This is a genomic window from Colwellia sp. 75C3 (assembly GCF_002836255.1).
In the GTDB taxonomy this organism is placed as follows: Bacteria; Pseudomonadota; Gammaproteobacteria; order Enterobacterales; family Alteromonadaceae; genus Colwellia.
In genome coordinates, this window is sequence record NZ_PJAU01000048.1 from 15,120 (window position 1) to 33,166 (window position 18,047).

The window sequence follows — 18,047 nt, forward strand, 5'->3', positions numbered from 1 at the left end:
ATATTGTTTTGATTCCCCGATCTATTATTTGAACGTTTTTTGAATTACTCATCTTTACAACAACAGCAAAGCAAAGCATTAAAGACGTCAAAAGCTGTGGTTGTTTTAACGAGTTTTTTAATTTTAATATTATTGATATCGCAATCGTTTTCCGCCAATAAAATTCATCACAGTTACCAAGAGTCATTAATGGACTCAGTAACGGATCGTATCCTTTCTGACTATCAAGAGTATTTCACTCATCTTCGTTTAGAGATCGATCTTTTTCAACAAAAACAACTCAATGCTATTGAAAATTTGGAAGAAAAAGGGATTGAGGTTTCAAAAGAAGAATATATGCAGGTATTAACATCGTTGAAAAATGACATTGATAATACCCGTTTATTTGCTTTGATAGATCAGAATGGCCAAGGCAGTTTAAAGCATATTACGGGAAATTTTTTACCTGATTGCGAAAATGAAATAGCGACAACTATTGTCGATGGCGTACAAGAAAAATTATTTTTACACCGAAGTAAAAGCAGTATTCATTTTGATTTACTGCAACCATTAGCTACTTCCTCAGGAGAAAATTCTTTTTTCTTTGTCGCTTTTAATCCCGATATCTTGACCGATATATTAACAAAATATCAGTTACCGCATCAGCAACTTTTTTTAATGCGATCGGATCTACCTGGGGAAATTGAGCTTTCTACTGAAAAAGGTGAGAGTAATTACAACGAATTAATTTTGGGGGAAGGGCTAAATTCTTTTAATTTTGTCAAACCCATTCCACATACCCTTTGGCAGTTAGCTATCCGCCAATCTCCAGAATATAGTAACGATTTATATCGGCAAGGTTTGATAAAGGCAATACTCATATGGGGATTGCTAACGCTATTTATTTACCTTTTTTATCGCCAGAAAAAGCATAGTTTACAAAAACAACTGAAAGTTGAACAAACATTAGTTTACGTGGATAACCATGACCAACTAACAGGTTTAGCGAATAGGGTTAATTTTGATAGACAGTTATCGGAATATATTGAGGCTAATCGTTTACTCGCTCATAACTCAATTAATGCTAACACTTTAGTAAATGATCAAGTTGGTGTTGTAATGCACATCGACTTAGATAAATTTCAAGTGATAAATAATAGTCTGAGTTATGCGATTGGTGATAAATTTCTTCATCAAATATCAATAGGGCTGAAGAATTTCCTTCCTGATAATGCCATTGTAAGTCGATTAGGTAATGATGAATTTGCCGTGTTATTACCTGTCATGTTATTTAGCGAGGCTAAAGATTATGCCCATGAATTACGCTTAGAAATACAGGGGATTCGTATTCCTGAACTTGAAAAAGATACCAATATCACCGCCAGTATTGGCGTGATTATTTTGGACCATTCTATTTTTGATGCGCAACAAGTGTATTCATCATTAGGTCAGGCGGTTAGATTAGCGAAAGAAAAAGGTCGTAATAGAGTACAAGTTTATCAAAGCGATGATGAGCAATTAGTGTTACATGCGAAAGAAATGGAAGTCTTACATGATGTTGCTGAAGGCTTAAAAGAAAATCGTCTCTTGTTATATCGACAAGAGATTAAGTCGCTAAAAAATATCCATAGCTCTCATTACGAAGTGCTTGTTCGGATGAAAAATGCACAGGGCGCGCTAGTGCCACCTAATCACTTTATTCCAGCGGCAGAGAAATACGGGCTGATCCGACAAATAGACCAGTGGGTCATTGAACATACTTTTAAAATGCTTGCTTCTCAGCCTGATGATAATAAAACTTACAGCATTAATTTATCTGGCGTTACTATAGCCGACCGCGATATTTATAGTCAGGTAATTAAGTTATTTGAACAATACCAAGTGTCAGCAAAACGAATCTGTTTTGAGGTAACGGAAACTTCAGCTATTAGTCATATAGACTCTGCCTTATATTTTATTCATAAAATGAAAGACTTTGGTTGTAGTTTTTCATTAGACGATTTTGGTAGTGGTTTGTCATCATTTAGCTATTTACAAAAACTTCCTGTAGACATAATAAAAATTGATGGCGTTTTTGTACGAGATATCGATACCAATCCGGTCAACCGAGTTTTTGTTGAAAATATTAAACGTACTGCGGATGCGATGAATAAAAAAACTATCGCTGAATTTGTCGAAAATTCGGTGATTGAAGAAATTCTTATCGAGATTGGTATTGATTATGGGCAAGGCTATAATATCCATAAACCTGAACTTTGGTATGAAGTAACCCAATAATGAGCTAATAGAGTCTCTCAATTCTACTAGTAGCTTTTAGGTGGCCTAATGAGTAACAAAGCTAAAATAAAACCCACTATCTTAGTCAGTGGTATGATTTCCTTTCTTTCAAAGCTTCCGTTTAGTTAACGGGGGGTTGCAATATCTTAAGATCTCCAAATGTCCCCACCCAGTTACCTAAAGCATCAAGAAGGCACTGTTTAACAGTTTAACTATAGCAACGAGAGAGCCCTCCTTATTATGATAATTAAATCTAGAATACGTAGAAAAAATTAAAAATTAAAAAAGCTGTTAAATAACGATGATAATTAAATAGTAACTTTTTAGCGTGAAACAATAAAAAGATATAAAGTGATAAATAATTCTTTATTATCAGTCAATTAAAAGTACCAGTAGTTAAGTTTTTTTAGAAATAAATAAAAAGTTGATAAAAAGCTTGATACTGTACGACCATACAGTATACTTGTCTCATCTAAACGAAACCATAAACAAGAACTAGCGATTTAGAGTCGCGGAGCAACTATGAAAGACGATAAAGATAAAGCACTATCAGCAGCCTTAGCACAAATTGAACGCCAATTTGGTAAAGGCTCAATAATGAAGCTTGGTGATAACACCACCATGGATGTAGAAACAATCTCTACCGGTTCATTAGGCTTAGATATCGCATTAGGTGCTGGTGGTTTACCACTAGGTCGTGTTGTTGAAATTTATGGTCCAGAATCTAGCGGTAAAACAACGCTAACGTTAGAAGTTATTGCTGAAGCACAGCGTAATGGTAAAGTTTGTGCCTTTATTGATGCAGAGCATGCTCTTGACCCTGTTTACGCTGAAAAATTAGGTGTTAACATTAATGAATTATTAATATCTCAACCTGATACAGGTGAGCAAGCATTAGAAATTGTTGATATGTTAACGCGTTCTGGTGCTATCGACGTTATTGTAGTCGATTCTGTTGCCGCACTTACACCTAAAGCTGAGATTGAAGGTGATATGGGTGATTCACATATGGGCTTACAAGCACGTATGTTGTCACAAGCGATGCGTAAGCTTACTGGTAATTTGAAAAAATCTAATACCATGCTTATTTTTATCAACCAAATTCGTATGAAAATTGGTGTTATGTTCGGTAGCCCAGAAACTACTACTGGTGGTAATGCATTAAAATTCTACGCTTCAGTACGTTTAGATATCCGTCGCATTGGTGCAGTTAAAAACGGCGATGAAATTGTTGGTAATGAAACACGCGTTAAAGTAGTTAAAAACAAAATTGCTCCACCGTTTAAACAAGCTGAATTCCAAATCTTATACGGCGAAGGCATTAACAACTTAGGTGAGTTAATTGAACTTGGCGTTAAGCATGGTTTTGTAGAAAAAGCGGGTGCTTGGTATAGCTGTAATGGTGAACGAATCGGTCAAGGTAAAGCAAATGCAGCGAAATATTTAGATGAACATCCGGACATGGCTAAAGATGTTGATACTAAATTACGCGATATGTTTTTATCAAAAGATGTTGTTACTGAAGATAAAAAAGAAGCAGCAGTAACTGAATAGTTAATACTAATTTAATTACTAACAGTTAATAAAAATTAGTAAAAAAAAACGTAACCTTAGACGTAAGGTTACGTTTTTTTATGCCTGATTAGTTTGTAAAACCCTACAAACTTGTCAGCAAAAATTTCTAATGGTCGTGTCCACAACCACCTTCACTATGTACATGACCATGTTCAAGCTCATCCGCTGTGGCTTCACGTACTTCAATAATCTCTACATCAAAACTTAAGTCTAAACCTGAAAGCGGGTGATTACCGTCAACGGTAATCTCGTCTTCTTGTACATCAATAACAATGACCGTTTGCTCGCCATCATCAGTTGTTGCACGTAATTGAGTACCAAGAGAAAGATCTTCAACACCGGCAAGTACTTCTCTAGGAACTGTTTGAACATAATCATCATGTCGTTCGCCGTAAGCATCTTCACAAGCGACGGCAACTTCAAACTTATCGCCAGCTTCATGATCAATAAGAGCATCATCTAAGCCAGGGATTAAATAACCAGTACCTTGAATAATTGCCATTGGCTTATCTTCGTATGAGCTATCAATTAAAGTGCCTTCGCTGTCAGATACGGCATAATGCATAACAACGACATTGTTTTTAGCTATTTTCATTTTTTTTCCTAATTATTTTAAAATTTGTGCTTATTCAGCTGCAAGAGTATAAGGTAATGTTTGAACTGTTACTACGGATTCAGTTTGCGAAGCAATGCGCATTGTCGGTAAGTCACCATCGTTAACTAATATTGCTTGTATAACACAACTGCCATCATCGGCTTGGTAATGAGCTAGTATATCGCCTGCTTTACGCCAATTTTCACCCAGTTGTTTCTCGATGATATCATCGGATTGAAAAGGTTGTTCAAGTTGAGCTGTTAAGGAAAATAGTGCTCTCTTGTTTTTTCCTAAATATTGCATTCTGGCAACGGTTTCTTGTCCTAGATAACAGCCTTTAGTGAAACTTATGCCATTAATCGCTTGTAAATTAAGCATCTGTGGGACGTAATGACCACTAGTGCTTGCGGTTAAAATTGGAAAGCCTTGGCTTATTTCTAATAGATTCCATACTGCTTGAGAATAGGTTGGCAGAGCTAATTTCTGGATTAAGGATTTAATAGCCACTTGCTCGTCAATAATGATGTATCTAGGCTGCTCACCACAAAGATAAACTAAACTAGTTGTACCCACTTGCACAACAGGACTTAAGCTATCTGGAACTTGTGAGAATTCTTGTTGTAACAAGCTACTTGCTTGTTCACCAACTAAAGCAATAAAACTTAAACCTTCAATAGCATCAATGGTTACTTTAGCGAACACACCAAACTTTTTCAGCTCTTTAAGTGAACTCTCTATACTGGCTTTAGGTTGCAATAATAAATGAGCAGAAGAGCGATTGATTAATCGAAAAACGGAAAAAACCTTTCCTTTAGCATCGCAGTGAGCCCCGACAAGTAAGTTTGATTCAGTGCTATTGTTAACATCACAGGTTACTTGTCCTTGTAAATAGCTAGTTTGCTCTTCACCAGATAACGAAATTGCCCCGAAATCACTAAGATCAATAAGGTAGGTCTCAGGTAGCTGTGTTATAGATGGTAATTGTGTACTGGTGGTAATTGTCATAATAAACTCTATGAAGAAGCAATGCTTGTATATTAACGGATAACTATAGGATAGGGGCGAAAATAGTAAAAACAACTCGTGTGGTGGATTATATTAGTGATAATTAGTGTTTTTAATAGCTGTGCCCAGAGAGTTATTGGTACAATGTCGGCGTATAAATTAATTGCGTTAATCAACACTATTGATTAACGGTATCAATCAATAAAGGGTACTTATGTCAGGTAACGAAGCTTCAAGCAACACAGTGACAAATAATGAAAACTCGGCTAATCTTTTAAAAGTTAACAAGGCTCGCTTAAAGTGGGCATGTCGTCGCGGTATGTTAGAGTTAGATATGTTGTTTATTCCATTTGTTGATGAAGCATATGATGACTTATCAACGAAGGATCAGTTCACTTTTGAACGTTTACTTACCGGCCAAGATCCTGAGTTATTTGCATGGTTTATGGGGCATGAAGTTTGTGAAGATACAGAGCTCAACGCCATCGTTCAATTTATACTCAAACGCGTTAAAGTATAATGTTAATGTAAGAGAGTCTCGATATAAGCTAGCCGTTTATAGCGCTTTAGGAATATTCATTTTCTTAGTTATGTTGGTTAGTTTTACTTTTTATTATATCTTGGCTCAGACCGTCGCTGTAGTAGGCATTATTTCTCTTGGTTTATTCTTATCAATTGGCAATAAAAATCCCTTCACCAACTCTCTAATTTTAACGAATACCGGTAGTATTGAGTTTAATAACAAGCAAGTCAGTTATCAACTATTAGCGAATAGCCGACTCAGCTTTATTGGCTGCTGGTTAGTTATGATACAAGATGTTCCATCTCTCCCCCCTCACACCAATCTATCTGAAAAAATCCCTAAACAATTATTTATATTCAGGGATAGTATGAATGAGCAAGATTACTCCCGTATTACTAGGGTGATAGAACAATTAGAATAGTTTCTCTATCTCTTTATTTTTTCTGTTTATTAATACTATTGGCTGAGCAATTTTATGAAGTTGGCGTCAGTATTGTTGGCTCAACAGTTGTTAATAACTCAGGATAATCCAGGGTATAGTGTAAACCTCTACTTTCCTTTCGTTCCATGGCACATTTTATTATTAGTTCTGCAACTTGTACCAAGTTTCTTAACTCTAGTAAGTTATTACTCACTTTAAAGTGTTGATAATAATCTTCCATTTCTTGTTGTAGCAATTCAACACGATGTAATGCACGCTCTAGGCGTTTAGTTGTTCGGACAATGCCAACATAATCCCACATGAATAATCTAAGCTCATGCCAGTTATGCTGAATAACAACCTCCTCATCAGAGTCGGTTACGCGACTGTCATCCCAATGGGGAAGCGTTAAGATACGATTGTCTTGTACCAAGGTTTCACTGATTTCGATGGCTGCAGCGCGAGCAAAAACAAGGCACTCAAGCAATGAATTACTTGCTAAGCGATTTGCGCCGTGCAAGCCGGTGTATGACATTTCACCAATAGCATAAAGCTGATTAACATCGGTCTTACCCTGTTTATCAACCATGACGCCACCACAGGTATAATGTGCAGCAGGTACGATAGGAATAGGTTGCTTAGTAATATCAATACCCAAAGACATAGTTTTTTCATAAATCATTGGGAAGTGTTGTTTGATAAAACTGCTGGGCTTATGACTAATATCTAGATACATGCAATCTGCACCTAAGCGCTTCATTTCATAATCAATAGCACGTGCGACAATATCACGCGGTGCTAGCTCTGCGCGTTCATCAAAAGCAGGCATAAAACGACTACCATCAGGGCGTCTTAATTTAGCGCCTTCACCACGTAGTGCTTCCGTTAGCAGAAAGGTCCCAGCAGAAGGGTGAAATAAGCAAGTAGGATGAAATTGATTAAACTCCATATTTGCTACTCGACAACCTGCTCGCCATGCCATAGCAATACCATCACCGCTGGCTACATCCGGATTAGAAGTGTATTGATAAACTTTGCTTGCACCGCCAGTGGCTAAAATAGTTTTTTGGGCATAAATACTTTCAACTTTTTCAGTATTTCTATTCCAAATATAGGCACCAATACATTTCTTTGGTTTGTTACCTGTCGTACTTGACTGACAAATTAAGTCAATAGCATTAAAACGCTCAAATATACGAATACGAGAATGCTGCTTTACTTGATCGGCTAAAGTTGTCTGAATTGCTTGGCCTGTTGCATCAGCGGCATGCAATATTCTACGGTGACTATGTCCACCTTCGCGCGTTAAGTGATAGCGGGTTTCTCCCTTATCACTCTGCTCTTTATCAAAGACAACACCTTGGCCTATTAACCACTCTAAACAGGATTTTGCATTTTCAGTGGTAAATTGCACAATCTCTTCGTCACATAGACCGGCACCGGCAATAATCGTGTCTTCGACGTGAGCGGCGACACTATCATTTTCATCAAATACGGCAGCAATGCCGCCTTGGGCATAAAAAGTTGAGCCTTCGTTTAATGGCCCCTTACTTAAAATGACGACATCAGCATTTTTAGCTAAATGCAACGCCAAAGTTAAGCCTGCAGCGCCACTGCCAATGATTAAAACATCACAATTGTTTTGTTGAGTCATACTTTTGATTAAGTTCGGTTATAAAAGCGAATAAATACCGAAACCATATGAGGATAAAGCTTCAAGTGATAAGGGTATATAGTAAAGAAGTTGCAGGTATTCTATAATACATAGGTATAAGCCGCCAGATAATAGCGTTTAATTAATGTTTAGTTAAAGTTTAGTTAGTGTTTGATTAATCTTTAATTCGCGTTGAATCACACTCTGGATATTAATAATATCATTGCTTGATAAGCCATCTAGTCTAAAGATTAAAAAAAATCAAAAATAAAAAGAACTTTTTTGAGAAACCTTAGTCTTACTTTATGAGTTTGTTACGAGCAATGGAAAATATGAGTACAAATCAATTGTCAGTGTTAAAAGATATGCCTCAAAAAATTGAACCAAATATAGATCAACAATTAGTTGAGCGGGTTCAGCGTGGCGATAAAAATGCGTTTAACTTACTGGTAACAAAATATCAGCATAAGGTTGCAAACCTAGTGAGTCGCTATGTTAAGAATCATAGTGATGTTCCTGATATCGTTCAAGAAGCGTTTATTAAAGCATATCGAGCATTGCCAAACTTTAGAGGTGATAGTGCTTTTTATACTTGGCTTTATCGTATTGCTGTCAATTGTGCAAAAAACCACAGTGTAGCATTAGGTCGTAAGCCACCAAGTAATGATGTCGAAATTACTGATGCAGAACTTTATGATACCGGTGGTGCGCTACGAGAAACTGCTTCACCAGAAAAGATATTACTTACAGCCGAAATTAAAAAAGTTATTTTCAGCACCATGGAGTCGTTACCAGATGATCTGCGCTTAGCCATTAACTTTCGAGAAATTGAAGGTTTAAGTTACGAAGAGATTGCGACGATAATGGAGTGTCCTGTTGGCACTGTACGCTCACGTATTTTCAGAGCACGTGATGCAATCGATAAGAAGATCAGACCCCTGTTGCAGAAAAATAATTAAGTCATTTGTGAAAGCAAAAATTAACTAAGTTTTTTTAAGGTAAAATATGAGTGAAATTAAATCAGAGTCAGTATCTTCATTAGTCGATAATTACTCTCCATCAGCAGATGATAGTGTTAGTGCGCATTTAGTTGATAATATGCTTAAGGATGAACACTTATCAAGTACGTGGCAAAACTATCATTTAATAGGTGATGTTTTACGTGATGAAGTGCCACAGTCATTACAGCTAGATTTAAGCAAAACAATTTCAGCGGCAATTGCTCAAGAAGCAACGATATTGTCACCTAACTCTTCTACTCAAGGTTTTTCTCAGATTTTGGCCGAAAGTATTGATTCATCATCTGATGAGAGCATTACTATTCATAAAGTTGAAGAGACACAAAGTAATAATCGAGTTATTGATGCAACAAATCGTTTTAAAGCCAAAATATCTGCTTTAGTTAAGCCGATGGGGCAAGTTGCTATTGCTGCTTCTGCTGCAGCTTTAATGATTGTTGGTGTTCAGCATAACGTTGGTAGTAATGACTTAGTAACACCTAGTCAAGTAGTACAAACGGTACCATTAACAGGTTATGCTAATCCTGTTAGTTTTAACGTTCAATCGGCCCAACCAGAGCCAAGCCTTCAAAGTAAACAACAAACACAACAAGCAATGAATGAACAGGTAGCTTCTGAAAGAGTTGCACAACAACGTCGTTTGCAAGCGCTGCTAACCGATCATAACCAACAAGTGAAATTAGGTAGTAATCAATAGCGTGATTGGCTGAATTAGTTGATAATTAAACTTTCAGCCATCATCTACGAGAATTTATGAAATTACCGGCACTTTTTTTATTGCTGTTTAGCTTTAATGTATCAGCTATAGCTGCTGATACAGAGTCAGCAAAACTTTGGCTAGAGCGACTTTCCCAATCATTACGTCAACTTAATTTCACTACCTCCTTTGTCGTGGTTAAAAATAATCAAGCCGAGCCCTATCATTGGTTACATGGCATTGGTGAAAATGATCAAGAATTAGAAATTTTCACTCGTCTAAATGGTCCTCGTCGTGATGTACTACGTCAAGGGGCGATTGTTAGTTATATTGAACCTGAGCAAGAAGCCTACTCTCTCATCTCTACTGATGTTCGAGGCCCAATTCCTACAATATTTCGCGGTGATATAACCGAGCTTGAAGAAAGTTACCGGTTCATTTCTGTTGGTCGCAGCCGGGTATTGGGGCGCGTCGCTCAACTTGTTCGTATTGTCGCAAAAGATAAATATCGTTTTAGCTATTGGCTTTGGCTTGATCAGAAAACCGGTTTGCTGTTAAAAATGGCGATACTTACACGTCAAGGACAACTATTAGAGCAAATTCAATTTACTCACATTGAAGTAAATGACCAGTTATCAGAAAACTTGGCACAACTGCAGATAACTGAATTACCTGATGTCATGCAGCTAACTAATCAAACCCAAAACAAAGCACTTTCTTGGCAAGTGGATTGGCTGCCACAGGGGTTTTCAGTAGTTAAATCAAACCAACATAATTTGAATAGCCGTAATCGCGGTGATGATAAAACCGTTGATTTTATGTTGTTTTCGGACGGTTTAACTGAAGTCTCTGTCTATGTGAACTCAAGTATAGAAAAGTTTAGAGCACCTGAATACGCTAGTGATGGCGCTACAATGGTATTTAACCAGATAGTCCAAGGAGTTGAAGTTGGCGTGGTTGGTGATATTCCTGTTGCAACGGCCAAAAAAATTGCAGAATCAATTGTTCCATTAAAGGTTGAGAAGATAAAAGACGACTCTCAACCGTCTGTAAGAGAATAGTCAGATGATTAAAGAATTGGCTAATGTTGTTGCTATTGATGCAGGACAAGTTACCGTCACGAGTCAAATAAAATCAACTTGTAGTGGTTGCGCGCAAGTTGATACCTGCGGTAGCGGGCAAATTGCTAAAGCGCTACCACAAGCTAAACTTACTCTGACTTTACCTTATGATATAAAGACAACAGGAAAGCAATTAAAGCAGGGTGACTGTGTTGTTTTAGCTTTACCGGAAAAACACATTTTGTCGAGTGCTGGTCAAGTTTATCTATTACCTCTACTTGGTTTAATTACTTTTTCAGCGGTTGGTCAATGGTTATTAAAACAGCAAATATTACCTCATGAATTATATGCTTTAGGGCTTGGTATTACCGGAGGATATTTAGGTTATAGACTGGCTAAGTATCAGCAAAAACAAGGTAAGCAAAGCGAAAATTTACAACCTAAAATAATCGAAGTTATTCCTTCTACAAACCTCAGTAAATGATGATTTAGGCTGTTACCGCTTGAAACAAAAGATATCTGAACAAAAGATAGCCCCAAGGCACTAAATTCGTTAAAATCACGTCATTATATTATTTTAACGCCCTTTATTTGACTGCCTTTTATGAAAAATATTCGAAACTTCTCAATTATTGCCCACATCGATCATGGTAAATCAACACTTTCTGACCGTTTAATTCAGCATTGCGGTGGCTTACAAGAGCGTGAAATGGAAGCACAAGTTCTTGATTCAATGGATATTGAACGAGAGCGTGGCATAACAATCAAAGCGCAGAGTGTTACTTTAGATTATAAAGCGAAAGATGGTGAAATTTACCAACTAAACTTTATCGACACGCCAGGACATGTTGATTTTTCTTATGAAGTATCACGCTCATTAGCTTCTTGTGAAGGTGCATTACTTGTTGTTGATGCCGGACAAGGTGTTGAAGCACAAACGGTTGCTAACTGTTATACCGCACTAGAAATGGATTTAGAGGTTTTACCAATTTTGAATAAAATTGATTTACCTCAAGCCGATCCAGAACGTGTATGTGAAGAAATTGAACATATCATAGGTATCGATGCTACAGATGCGGTAACTTGTTCAGCTAAAACGGGTATTGGTATTGAAAATGTTTTAGAAACAATTGTTAAAAACATTCCTTCTCCTAAAGGCAGTGTAGATGAACCGCTACAAGCGTTAATTGTTGACTCATGGTTTGATAATTATCAAGGCGTTGTTTCACTGGTTCGTGTTATCAATGGTGAAGTTAAAAAAGGCGATAAAATGTTGGTCATGTCTACAGGACAAGTCCACCAAATCGATAAAGTCGGCATATTTACACCAAAGCAAACAGATACAGGTGTATTAAGAGCGGGTGAAGTTGGTTTTATTATTGCTGGTATTAAAGAAATTCATGGTGCACCAGTAGGTGATACCATCACTATCAGTAAAAAAGAAACAGCAATAGCGTTACCTGGCTTTAAAAAAGCACAACCACAAGTTTACGCAGGTATTTTCCCGATAAGTTCTGATGATTATGAAAATTTCAGAGATGCGTTAAACAAGTTAAGCCTGAATGATGCGTCATTATTTTTTGAACCAGAAAACTCATCAGCGTTAGGTTTTGGTTTTCGTATTGGTTTCCTTGGTATGTTGCATATGGAAATCATACAAGAACGTTTAGCGCGTGAATATGATTTAGATCTTATAACTACAGCGCCAACAGTAAACTATGAAATAGCCTGTACAAGCGGTGAAGTTATCTCTATAGATAACCCTTCTGATTTACCAGCAATTAATAATATTGATGAAATTAGAGAGCCAATTGTTCAAGCAAATATCTTAGTACCACAAGAGTATTTAGGCAGTGTGATTATGCTTTGTATTGAAAAACGTGGTGTACAAAAAGATTTAATTTATCATGGAAACCAAGTTGCTGTTACTTATGAATTACCTATGGCTGAAGTGGTAATGGACTTCTTCGATAAGCTTAAGTCAACAAGTCGCGGTTATGCTTCGTTAGATTACAGCTTCATCCGCTTTGAACCTGCGGACATGGTTCGTGTAGATGTGATGATTAACGGTGATCGTGTTGATGCTTTAGCTATGATCACTCACAGAGCAAACTCGGTTGCCCGTGGACGTTTGTTGGTTGATAAACTGAAAGAGTTAATACATCGTCAAATGTTTGATATCGCTATTCAAGCGGCTATTGGCAGTAATGTTATTGCGCGTACTACAGTAAAACAGTTACGTAAAAACGTTACTGCTAAATGTTATGGTGGTGATATCAGTCGTAAGAAGAAGCTTTTACAAAAGCAAAAAGATGGTAAAAAACGTATGAAGCAAGTGGGCAATGTTGAAGTACCACAAGAAGCGTTCTTAGCCGTTCTTAAGCTTGATAGTTAGTTTAGCCGTTAAGTTAATTTAAAAAGTAGCGATGGCAAATAAACGTTGTCGCTAAACTTACCTAATAGCATTTTAAAGTAGGAATAATATGGCCGTTTATTTTTCGATTATCTTAGTGATAATTACGGTATTAACAGGGATGGTTTGGTTTGCTGATAAATTTTATTTAGCACCACAACGTAAATTAAAAGCTAGCTTCGCGCAACTTGCCGCCAAAGAGTCTTGTGCTGCTGAATTAACACCAGAAACCCTAGCAACGTTATCAGAGCCGTCGCCTTTAGTAGATACAGCAATACAAATCTTTCCAGTGATTGCCTTTGTCTTAATTTTACGCTCTTTTTTGTACGAGCCATTTCAAATACCATCGGGGTCAATGATGCCGACCTTACTTGATGGTGACTTTATTTTAGTGAATAAATTCAATTATGGCTTGAAAGATCCTGTTGTAAGACATAAATTCCTTGAAAATGGCTTGCCTGAGCATGGTGATGTTGTCGTTTTCAAATATCCAGAAGACCCAAGAGTTGACTTTATTAAGCGGGTAATTGGCTTACCAGGTGATCGAATTATCTACCGTAATAAATCACTTTATATCAAACGAGCTTGCCAAGAATCTGATACTAAATGTCCAGACTTCGAACAAATACAGGCAAATCTTGTGGGTCAATATACCGGACCTGATGCTGAATCAGGTATGAATCAATTTGAATCAAAAATGTTCAATAAAAGCCATCAGATATTAAATGATGCGCCAACGTTACCCCGAGTAGCGCACTATTTCCAACAGTCAGGGACTGCAGCAGATGAGTTCTTGGTGCCAGCAAAGCATTACTTTGTTATGGGTGATAACCGTGATAATTCTTTAGATGGGCGTTTTTGGGGTTTTGTACCTGAAGATAACCTTGTCGGTGAAGCGGTTGCAATATGGATGAGTTTTGATTTCGATAGAAATGCAGACAGTTTTTTACCTCAATGGTTACCAACAGGTGTCCGTTTTGATCGCATAGGCGCAATTATTTAACATGGTCACTTTTTTTACATGGCACAAAGAGCTATATCGTGAATATTAATCCACATAATCTTGCTAGATTAACCAAAAAGCTTGGTTATGAATTTAATGAACCGGCATTGTTAGTGCAAGCACTAACTCATCGTAGTGCTAAAGGTGCCCATAATGAAAGACTTGAGTTCTTAGGGGACTCAATCTTAGGTTTTGTTATTGCTGAGGCGCTTTATGATAAGTTCCCAAAACATGACGAGGGTGACCTTACTCGTATGCGTTCTAGTTTAGTTAAAGGAGTCACTTTAGCAGAACTGGCGCGTGACTTTAATTTAGGCGAATGTTTGATATTAGGACCAGGTGAGTTAAAAAGTGGCGGCCATCGTCGTGAGTCAATATTAGAAGATGCCATTGAAGCCATTATTGGTGCTGTGTATCTTGACTCGACTATTGAGCGTTGCAAAGAACTTATCTTAAGTTGGTTTGATAAACGTTTGACGGTAATTAAACCAGGTAATGAACAAAAAGATCCCAAAACACGCCTTCAAGAATTCTTGCAAGGAAGAAAGATACCTCTTCCTAGTTATGAAGTGATTGATACAACAGGGCAGTCTCATAACCAAGAGTTTACTGTACGATGTGAAACATCTGTGATCAGTGAAGTGGTGGTGGCTAAAGGAACGAGTCGTAGAAAGGCAGAACAAGAGGCTGCGCAGCAGATACTTGCCTTAATTGAACAAGAGAAAGAAGTGAAAATAAAGCCGTCAAAGCAAGCTAAATTAGCAAATCCCCGACATACTAAAAGTAACCTAAGTAAAAAAAGCAGCCTGAGAAAATAAATTATGCAAAACGATACCTCAAAAACCTATGCAGGCTTAATTGCTATTGTCGGTCGCCCAAATGTTGGTAAATCAACGTTATTAAATGCCTTGTTAGGGCAAAAAATTAGTATTACCTCTAAAAAACCACAAACGACTCGTCATCGTATTTTAGGGATTTTGACCGAAGAGAATAGACAAGCAGTATTAGTTGATACTCCGGGTTTACACACAGAAGAAAAACGTGCAATAAACAGGTTAATGAACCGTGCAGCTAGTAGCTCAATTGCGGAAGTTGAATTAATCATGTTTCTAGTGGAAGGGACTCATTGGACCCAAGATGATGAGTTAGTGTTATCTAAAGTTAGGCAAAGTGGCACGCCATGTATATTGGTGGTTAATAAAACTGATAATATCCCAGATAAAGATGAGTTATTGCCTCACTTACAAAAATTAGGTGAAATGCATGATTTTAGAGATATCGTGCCTATTTGTGCGACTAAAGGCCATGGCGTTGATACCATTCGCCAATTATGTATATCATCCCTGCCGGAAGGCGTTTTCTGGTTCCCTGAAGATCACATCACTGATCGCTCTAGTCGCTTTATGGCTTCTGAAATTATTCGTGAGAAGCTGATCCGCTTTACGGGTGATGAGTTACCTTACTCTATCACGGTAGAGATAGAGCAATTTAAGATGGATGATAAGGGAATTATTCATATAAATGCACTTATATTAGTTGAACGAGATAGCCAAAAACGTATGGTTATTGGCAATAAAGGCGAGCGTTTGAAAACCATTGGCCAAGAAGCCAGACGAGATATGGAAAATTTGTTTGAGAGTAAAGTCTTCCTTGAAACCTGGGTAAAAGTAAAATCAGGTTGGGCTGATGATGAACGAGCATTACGTAGCTTAGGTTATGGTGATGATTACTCTGGTTAATAGGTGTACGGTAAATGATTGAACAAAACGCCTTTGTTTTGCATAGTCGACCGTACCGGGAAAATCAGCAGATAGTTGATTTATTAACAGAGCACGATGGTAAACTGACTGCTTTAGTTTATGTTGGTCAATCTAAGCGTTCTATTAAAAAAGGCTTAATTCAGCCTTTTTTACCGCTAAGATTAACATTGAAAGGCCAAGGTAATGTTAAACAAATCACCCACATTGATTCTATTGCAAAATCATATTCGCTGATAAAGCATAGTCTGTTTAGCTCTTTTTATATTAATGAATTACTGATTCGTTTATTAACTGAGCACATTGCTTGTCAGCAATTATTCTTTCAATATCAAGCAACGTTAATCGCCTTAGCTCAAGGCGAAGAAATAGCCCCCCATTTACGTTTATTTGAACTAGCACTACTTGAAGAGTTAGGACTGTCATTTGACTTTAGTCCTGTATTTGAGCAGGATGTTAAATACTTTCATTATATCGCCGAGCAAGGCTTTGTTCCTGCATATAGTTATTCCCCAAAAAATAGTGCCCAATGCTTCGAAAGAAGCCATTTACAAGCCATTGCTCAACGGGGATATCTATATCAAAGTTCTTTATCCGGAAACTCATTAACTGAAAGCTCGTTATCTGAAAGTGAGGTGACAGAAGACGTTAGTTATACCTTTAAGTTGTTAATGCGTCAGGTTATAAATCAGCTATTAGGGAATAAACCATTAAATAGCCGTAAACTTTTTGCCAATAAAGCATACAGTTAAGTTATTTCGAACGTCATAAAATATTCAATAAAGTAATCAATAAAGTATTCAATAAAATTAAAAAGAGATTAAAAATGTCTGAATTATTATTAGGTGTAAACGTTGACCATATAGCCACACTAAGACAAGCCCGTGGTACTAATTATCCTGATCCAGTCTATGCCGCGAGTGTTGCAGAGCATGCCGGAGCCGATGGTATTACCGTGCACCTACGCGAAGATAGACGTCACATCCAAGATCGAGATATTCACGTATTAAAGCAGACGTTACACACTCGTATGAACTTTGAAATGGCTGTAACTGATGAAATGATAGCGATAGCTTGTGATGTGAAACCCGTTTTTTGTTGTTTAGTGCCAGAAAAACGTGAAGAGCTAACAACAGAAGGGGGCTTAGATGTTGTCGGGCAATTAGATAAAATTACTCAAGCAACTAAACAGTTAACAGCAGCAGGTATCGCGGTAAGTTTATTTATTGATGCTGATAAAGCACAAATTGATGCTGCACTTGCTAGTAAAGCGCCTTATATAGAAATCCATACTGGACACTATGCTGACTTGACCTCAGAGGAAGAACAGCAAATAGAGCTTGAGCGCTTAACGGTAGGCATTAAGTATGCACATAGTTTAGGGCTAAAAGTTAATGCTGGTCATGGCTTAAATTATTTCAATGTGAAACCCATTGCAGCGATTAAAGAAATTATCGAACTAAATATTGGACATGCCATAATCGCACGTGCAGTTATTGATGGCTTAGATAAAGCAGTTCGAGATATGAAGCAATTGATGTTAGAAGCAAGGTCATATAACTCCTAGTATAAAAGTAGTGTGACTATGCATTATTAAAAACACTATTTTTTTGACCATTTATTTTATATTTGCTTAAATTATAGTCTATACTTTAAGAGATAGAGTGCAGAAAGGACTCAGCATAAGCTAAGTGAGGATTAATAATGCAGACAAACATGAAACCAATGCTAGAGCGAAGAAGGGAAGCTCCGGAGCAGTCAGTTTGGTGGGATAAATTATCATTAGCACAAAAGTTTTCGGCAAGTAGCTTGGGGAAATTTGGCTATGAGTTGACCTTTGTTCGTAAAGATAAGGAAAGCAATGAAAGTTTAGCGGTACTTCAGTGTAGTAGCGGTGTTGCCGTAATTTCTGAGGATGGAGATATAGATACTTCGCCAAACATTATAATTCGTTAACTATCAATATTTAACTATTAAAAAATAGTTAAATATCCGAAAAAAAAAGCAACAGTCTCTGTTGCTTTTTTTATTTTAGGAAGGCTAACTCAATTCAAATTAAACAGTGTTG

The 18,047-nt window shown here is 37.2% G+C and carries 18 protein-coding genes; 15 read left to right on the forward strand and 3 right to left on the reverse strand.

Going from position 1 to position 18,047, the window contains the following annotated elements; all coding sequences use genetic code 11:
• The first annotated feature begins 39 nt into the window (after nt 1–39).
• On the forward strand, nt 40–2,256 hold the full coding sequence (locus tag CXF85_RS10445) for a putative bifunctional diguanylate cyclase/phosphodiesterase (RefSeq protein WP_157829073.1): 2,217 nt from the start codon (nt 40–42) through the stop codon (nt 2,254–2,256).
• Between the two features lie 522 nt (nt 2,257–2,778).
• The gene (recA, locus tag CXF85_RS10450) at nt 2,779–3,810 is read left to right on the forward strand and encodes a recombinase RecA (protein ID WP_101228476.1); all 1,032 of its coding nucleotides are present in this window, start codon (nt 2,779–2,781) and stop codon (nt 3,808–3,810) included.
• A gap of 127 nt (nt 3,811–3,937) precedes the next feature.
• On the opposite strand, the gene CXF85_RS10455 is transcribed toward recA, so the two are convergent.
• A complete protein-coding gene (locus tag CXF85_RS10455; protein ID WP_101228477.1) occupies nt 3,938–4,426 on the reverse strand; it encodes an FKBP-type peptidyl-prolyl cis-trans isomerase in 489 nt (162 codons plus the stop codon).
• Between the two features lie 30 nt (nt 4,427–4,456).
• Nucleotides 4,457–5,431 carry a tRNA-modifying protein YgfZ gene (gene ygfZ, locus CXF85_RS10460; protein ID WP_101228478.1) on the reverse strand — a complete coding sequence of 325 codons (975 nt, stop codon included), beginning with the start codon at nt 5,429–5,431 and terminating at the stop codon, nt 4,457–4,459.
• Between the two features lie 214 nt (nt 5,432–5,645).
• On the opposite strand from ygfZ, the gene CXF85_RS10465 reads away from it, so the two are divergent.
• Nucleotides 5,646–5,951 carry an FAD assembly factor SdhE gene (locus CXF85_RS10465; RefSeq protein ID WP_101228479.1) on the forward strand — a complete coding sequence of 102 codons (306 nt, stop codon included), beginning with the start codon at nt 5,646–5,648 and terminating at the stop codon, nt 5,949–5,951.
• On the forward strand, nt 5,893–6,375 hold the full coding sequence (locus tag CXF85_RS10470) for a hypothetical protein (RefSeq protein ID WP_157829074.1): 483 nt from the start codon (nt 5,893–5,895) through the stop codon (nt 6,373–6,375). Before CXF85_RS10465 ends, CXF85_RS10470 begins: the two co-directional genes overlap by 59 nt.
• Nucleotides 6,376–6,427: 52 nt before the next feature.
• Here the strand turns inward: CXF85_RS10470 and nadB are convergent, their stop codons facing one another.
• On the reverse strand, nt 6,428–8,029 hold the full coding sequence (nadB, locus tag CXF85_RS10475) for an L-aspartate oxidase (RefSeq protein WP_101228481.1): 1,602 nt from the start codon (nt 8,027–8,029) through the stop codon (nt 6,428–6,430).
• Between the two features lie 332 nt (nt 8,030–8,361).
• Here nadB and rpoE point away from each other — a divergent pair, with 332 nt between their 5' ends.
• The 11 genes from rpoE (at nt 8,362) to CXF85_RS10530 (ending at nt 17,935) form a co-directional block, all read left to right on the forward strand.
• A complete protein-coding gene (rpoE, locus tag CXF85_RS10480; protein WP_101228592.1) occupies nt 8,362–8,988 on the forward strand; it encodes an RNA polymerase sigma factor RpoE in 627 nt (208 codons plus the stop codon).
• Between the two features lie 46 nt (nt 8,989–9,034).
• The gene (locus CXF85_RS10485; protein ID WP_101228482.1) at nt 9,035–9,745 is read left to right on the forward strand and encodes a sigma-E factor negative regulatory protein; all 711 of its coding nucleotides are present in this window, start codon (nt 9,035–9,037) and stop codon (nt 9,743–9,745) included.
• 56 nt (nt 9,746–9,801) lie between these two features.
• The gene (locus tag CXF85_RS10490; protein WP_101228483.1) at nt 9,802–10,806 is read left to right on the forward strand and encodes a MucB/RseB C-terminal domain-containing protein; all 1,005 of its coding nucleotides are present in this window, start codon (nt 9,802–9,804) and stop codon (nt 10,804–10,806) included.
• Nucleotides 10,807–10,810: 4 nt separating this feature from the next.
• A complete protein-coding gene (locus CXF85_RS10495) occupies nt 10,811–11,290 on the forward strand; it encodes a SoxR reducing system RseC family protein (protein ID WP_101228484.1) in 480 nt (159 codons plus the stop codon).
• 120 nt (nt 11,291–11,410) lie between these two features.
• A complete protein-coding gene (gene lepA, locus CXF85_RS10500; protein ID WP_101228485.1) occupies nt 11,411–13,201 on the forward strand; it encodes a translation elongation factor 4 in 1,791 nt (596 codons plus the stop codon).
• Between the two features lie 88 nt (nt 13,202–13,289).
• Entirely contained in the window at nt 13,290–14,222 is a 933-nt protein-coding gene (gene lepB, locus CXF85_RS10505; protein ID WP_101228486.1) for a signal peptidase I, read from the forward strand.
• Nucleotides 14,223–14,266: 44 nt separating this feature from the next.
• A complete protein-coding gene (gene rnc, locus CXF85_RS10510) occupies nt 14,267–15,040 on the forward strand; it encodes a ribonuclease III (protein ID WP_157829081.1) in 774 nt (257 codons plus the stop codon).
• 3 nt (nt 15,041–15,043) lie between these two features.
• Nucleotides 15,044–15,961, forward strand: coding sequence for a GTPase Era (gene era, locus CXF85_RS10515; RefSeq protein WP_101228488.1), 918 nt, complete (start codon nt 15,044–15,046; stop codon nt 15,959–15,961).
• Between the two features lie 14 nt (nt 15,962–15,975).
• Nucleotides 15,976–16,731 carry a DNA repair protein RecO gene (gene recO / locus CXF85_RS10520; protein ID WP_101228489.1) on the forward strand — a complete coding sequence of 252 codons (756 nt, stop codon included), beginning with the start codon at nt 15,976–15,978 and terminating at the stop codon, nt 16,729–16,731.
• Between the two features lie 74 nt (nt 16,732–16,805).
• Entirely contained in the window at nt 16,806–17,546 is a 741-nt protein-coding gene (gene pdxJ, locus CXF85_RS10525) for a pyridoxine 5'-phosphate synthase (protein WP_101228490.1), read from the forward strand.
• Between the two features lie 137 nt (nt 17,547–17,683).
• Entirely contained in the window at nt 17,684–17,935 is a 252-nt protein-coding gene (locus tag CXF85_RS10530; protein ID WP_101228491.1) for a hypothetical protein, read from the forward strand.
• The last annotated feature ends 112 nt before the right edge of the window (nt 17,936–18,047 follow it).